The organism is Campylobacter sp. 2018MI01, assembly GCF_018501205.1.
GTDB lineage: Bacteria > Campylobacterota > Campylobacteria > Campylobacterales > Campylobacteraceae > Campylobacter_E.
In genome coordinates this window covers 1-4794 of record NZ_JAHCZE010000081.1, presented here as the reverse complement: position 1 = coordinate 4794, position 4794 = coordinate 1, and the positions used below count along the sequence as shown (strand labels likewise).

The following is a 4794-nucleotide window of genomic DNA, read 5'->3' as shown; positions in this document are numbered from 1 at the left end:
AACTAGAAATAAACTTATAATTCAAAGAATTTTATAAACATATTCTTATTGATTTATAAGTTTATATTTAATACTAATAAAATACATATTTTAAGTGATATTTAGAAATTACGATTTCTCGTAATTTCTTAGTTTTTAATGTAAATCTTTATTTAGTTTAATTGCTTTTTTATTAAAGCCTACTTGAAGTTTTCCATTAGTTGAGTTTAGTCTAAAGTGTAGGGCATTTAATCCTGATAATTCTTTAGCTTTATAAACATTTTTATCAAAATTAAAATTAGGATTTGCATTCTTAAGTCCATCACATAATAACAATTCAACCTTGCTTCCACCTAAAATTGCAATACCTGCATCAATTACACAATCATCTCCTAAAACTATTCCTGTAACACTATTTGCTCCTAATAAACATCTTTTACCAACACTAATTGGTGTGCCATCAGTCCCGCTTAATACTCCTAAAATACTTGCACCACCGCCAACATCACTACCTTCGCCTACTATTGCAGAGCTTGAAATTCTACCTTCGCACATTACCGAACCTAGAGTTCCTGCGTTAAAATTCACATAACTTGCACCTGGCATAATCGTTGTTCCATTAGCTAAATGTGCTCCTAATCTAACCTTAGAAGTGTCTAAAATCCTTGTATTATCAGCTGGGATTATTGTTTGTAAGTATCTTGGGAATTTATCTACAAAATCAATTTCAGGATAAGTTTTGCTAAATTTTAATTCAGCTTCAAATTCTCTTAAATATTCTAATTCATAAGGTTTTGAATTGCTCCAAGCAAGATTTTTTAATAGCCCAAAAGCTCCATTTAGATTAATCTCTCTTGGTTTTACGAATTGTCTTGATAATAAATGTAGTTTTAAATAAACACTAGCAATGCTTTTAGGTGCTTCATCACTATTTAGTGCAACTAGAAAAAATCTTTCATTTTTTATATTTTTTAAAGCTGCTTTTAGACTTATTATATTTTCGTGTCTTTTGCCATCGTTTTCAAAGCATTCAAAATGTTTTAAGATATTTTTGATTTGTTCTTCTTTAAGCTCGATACAAAACTCACTTTCATTTTTGTAATTATTTAGTGCTAATTCTTTAAAATACACAGCAAAAGTGCCGAAATTTTGCATATAATTTACATTTGCAAAATCAATATAAATTAATTCTTTGCTTTTTTGTCCGAAATACCCAACTCCTAAAGCAAACGCAAGTGGTTTAAAAAAGTCTTTTTCACTTTGAACTTTTTCACAAAATTCATTAAAATTATTCATAAAATCTCCTTAAATCATATAACTTGTTTGATATAAAGTAATTAGCTCTTTATAAAGGTCTTCATCACTTCGTTTTTCTATAATACCATTACTTGGAAATAATCCATCATAAATCATTTGAACATTTTTAAATCTATTAGGGTGTAAGTGTGCTAATAGCTTTGCTGATATTTCTTTTCTTACTAAAACGGTTGGCGGGATTAGCCCTGAATGAAGCATTTCTCTAATCATTGATGAGCGATATTTTATGTGATGATGAGCTCCGTGTGGGCATGATTTTGTGCTTACCATTACATTGCATTTATTACAAAATACAAATTCAGGTAAAACTATTAGCTCTAAGCCTGTTTTTTTAGATAATTCATCTATAGCTGTATGAGCTAAATTATTATCATAAAACAATCCTAAACCTTGATGATTTTGTCCTATTACTAACTTATTTGCACCAAACGAACTTGCCAATAAACATTCGTAATTTGGGTCAAGGTAAGGACTAAATAAATCTATGTTTTTTAAATACACAGGGAAAATTCTCTCAAGTGGTAAAAAGTTTTTCGCATAGTATTCAAAGCATTCTTTTTTTGCTTGAAAATTTAAAGAATTTGTATCATATCCTTCAACTACGAAAATTATCACTAAATCAGCCTTATCAATAGTCCATCTTAGCATTCTTTCGTGTGCTCTTGTGATTGGGTCGGCATTTAGGATTAGGGCTGTTATTTTTTTGGCATTATTTTTTTTGATTTTATTATTTAGAGCAGTTTTTACCTTTTTAAATTCATTATTAAAAATCTCAACCTTTCCTGCTATGCAAGGATTTAATTCTTTATCTAATTTGCAAGTATTTGCACTAAATATATTTGTATATGCTTTATCATTATCAAAAGTAGTTGCTTGAGTGATTTTTCCTACTTTTTTATCATTTAATATTAATGTAATTTCATTGTTAAATTGATAGTTTTTAATATTATCATTTAATTCATAATTAGGAGAAAAAGCTAAAGTACAGGCTGATATATTTTTATCAATTGTGGCGGAATTAAATTCTTTAAAAACTTCTTCTTTATTTGGTAAATATCCATTGGTATTAAAAGAATTAATTTCAATTAAACTTAATATACTTAATTCTTTTTCAGTAATTTTTATTTCTTTTATTTTATTTTTTATTGATTCCATATTTTCTCCTTTTTTCCCAAAGTGATTTTCTGCTTAATCCTAATTTTTTACTAAGTTCTGTATCAGAATAGCTTTTTTGCCAATTAATTATCATATTTTTTATGTAATCATCAATTGTTAGAATTTCTCCTAATGCTAGTGTATTTGAATTGTCTTCTAGCTCAATTATATTAAAGCCTTCAATATCGGCATTTCCATTAGTGTGAAATATAAAATTTTGCCCTTTACTAAGCTTGATAATTTGCTCTAATTTAGAGCCTTTTAAAACTTGAAAATTTGTAAAATATCTAATATCTCTATCTCCTACTAATAAATTATTTAGATTAAATGAGCTACTTAAATCAGTAAAATGAATATTTACATTATGAGAGAATACATAATTAAAAACATAGCTATCTGCTAAGATTTGCTTATTTGTTTTTATTAGTGTTGGAAATACTAATCTTTTTGCTGTATGAAATTTTGAATCAATAACTGATTTTATATAGCTACTTAGTGCGGTATTTTGAGCTTTTAGCTTGTTGTAGCCATAAAAATAGTTTATTTTTCTAATAAGTTCTTCTATCATAAAAGGTTTTTGTATGTAATCATACGCTCCAGCTTCAATAGGCATACTAACTGTATCACTACTCACATAAGAAACTAACAATAATATAACGCTATTTTTATGATTTTGAATAACCTTTAAAAAATTATCTATATTAGTAGATAGCAAAATAACATCATAATATTTGTTTTTTATATCTTTAAAATCATTTGCAACTTCACAAATATATCCAGCATCATTTAGCTTTAAAGCCATACTTTGAGCTAAGTAAATCTCATTTTCAACTATTAATATTCTCATACTCGCTCCAATCAAATAATTTCATATTAACAACTACGCTTACGCTTATACCTTCGCATCGCCCAACAAAACCTAGTTTTTCTGTTGTAGTAGCTTTTATATTAATATTGCTTGTTTTTAGGGTAGTGATTAAATTTTTTAGCATTTCTTGTTTATATTTTAAGAGTTTTGGTTTTTCAGCACATATTGTAATATCAGCATTAATTAGCTCGTATCCATAAGATTTGCATTTATCATAAGCAAGTTTTAATAGTTGCATAGAATTTGCGTTATGATAATTATCATCATCAGGGCTAAAAGCAGCCCCAATATCTCCTAAGCCACAAGCTCCAAATAAAGCATCAGTAAATGCGTGAGCTAATACATCTCCATCAGAGTGTGCTTTTAGAGCATATTCTTTTCCTAGTCTTACACCTGCTAAGATTAATTCTTCATTTTTATTATCTTCATCTAATTTATGCCCTACATTAGAGTGGCAAAACTCATGAACATCGTATCCATATCCAACAAAAATATCTTTACTTGGCTTTGCTAGATTGAGTAATTTTAATTTTTGCAAGTCATTTTTTGTAGTTATTTTAAAGCTTAATTCATCTCCATTTATAGCTTTTATAGTTCCGTTATTTGCTAATATTGCCGAGCTTTCATCTGTAAAATTTTTTAAATTCGCAGATTTTAAAGCAGAGCTTTTGCTAAGTTGTGGGGTTTGAACCAATCTTAGTTCATTTCTATTTAAATAGCATTGTTTTTCTTCATTATAAATTGTATCAACAATTTTAATAGCTGGAAAAACGCAATCATAATTTTTAGCATTTAATATAAGTTCATTTAATACATTAGGATTTATAAAAGCTCTTGCTACATCAGTAATTAAAACATATTGAGAATTTACTTTTTCTAAAGCATTTTCAATACTTTCAAATCTTTCTTTACCGCCTTTAACATAAATATAATTTGGCTCTTTAACTTCATAAAAACAAGGCTCATCACAAACAATTATTATTTTTGAAAACTTATATAATTTCTCAAATTCTTTTGCTAAATATAGCCATAATGGGGATTTATTTATATATAAATTTTGCTTTTTACAAGGTAAATTAAACCTAGTAGAATTACCTGCAGCTAATAAAATAAGCGTTATATCCAACATAATTATCCTTAAAATTATGATTTTGAGTAAGTTTTTAACATAATTTTATTTAAATCTTAACTAAAATGTAACATTTTTATAAATTAAATTAAAAATTGTTACATTCCGTAACAAGTTATAAAGATACTATGATTTTTTTAGCGGGAATTTGAAATTGAATTACATCATTTATTGAGTAATTTTTACATAATTTATTTTTTTTACCAATTGCTTTGATGATTTGTTTATTGAAATTTAATGTAAAATAAATTAGCTCATCTTTAATATCTATATTTTGAATAATTGCATTAAAGCTATTTTCTTTATTATTTTCTAATTCTATAAAATTAATTTTTGTTATTAATAT

The 4794-nt window shown here is 26.6% G+C and carries 5 protein-coding genes; all 5 read right to left on the bottom strand.

Features of this window, described 5'->3' with window-relative positions; translation table 11 throughout:
• Nucleotides 1–135: 135 nt before the first annotated feature.
• On the bottom strand, nucleotides 136–1275 hold the full coding sequence (locus tag KJQ97_RS08725) for a tetrahydrodipicolinate N-succinyltransferase N-terminal domain-containing protein (RefSeq protein ID WP_214117213.1): 1140 nt from the start codon (nucleotides 1273–1275) through the stop codon (nucleotides 136–138).
• Between the two features lie 9 nt (nucleotides 1276–1284).
• Nucleotides 1285–2451 (bottom strand): sulfate adenylyltransferase, encoded by a 1167-nt coding sequence (locus KJQ97_RS08720; RefSeq protein ID WP_214117211.1) that lies wholly within the window; start codon nucleotides 2449–2451, stop codon nucleotides 1285–1287.
• Entirely contained in the window at nucleotides 2432–3298 is an 867-nt protein-coding gene (locus KJQ97_RS08715; RefSeq protein WP_214117208.1) for a response regulator, read from the bottom strand. The genes KJQ97_RS08720 and KJQ97_RS08715 overlap by 20 nt, the downstream gene beginning before the upstream one ends.
• A complete protein-coding gene (gene ispF, locus KJQ97_RS08710) occupies nucleotides 3279–4448 on the bottom strand; it encodes a 2-C-methyl-D-erythritol 2,4-cyclodiphosphate synthase (RefSeq protein ID WP_214117205.1) in 1170 nt (389 codons plus the stop codon). Before ispF ends, KJQ97_RS08715 begins: the two co-directional genes overlap by 20 nt.
• A gap of 115 nt (nucleotides 4449–4563) precedes the next feature.
• On the bottom strand, nucleotides 4564–4794 hold a 231-nt coding region (locus tag KJQ97_RS08705; RefSeq protein WP_214120595.1), incomplete at its 5' end, for a hypothetical protein.

Excerpts from the sequence above, each read along its gene's own strand:
- KJQ97_RS08725 (WP_214117213.1), bottom strand. The coding sequence starts at position 1,275 with ATGAATAATTTTAATGAATTTTGTGAAAAAGTTCAAAGTGAAAAAGAC.
- KJQ97_RS08720 (WP_214117211.1), bottom strand. The coding sequence starts at position 2,451 with ATGGAATCAATAAAAAATAAAATAAAAGAAATAAAAATTACTGAAAAA.
- KJQ97_RS08715 (WP_214117208.1), bottom strand. The coding sequence starts at position 3,298 with ATGAGAATATTAATAGTTGAAAATGAGATTTACTTAGCTCAAAGTATG.
- ispF (WP_214117205.1), bottom strand. The coding sequence starts at position 4,448 with ATGTTGGATATAACGCTTATTTTATTAGCTGCAGGTAATTCTACTAGG.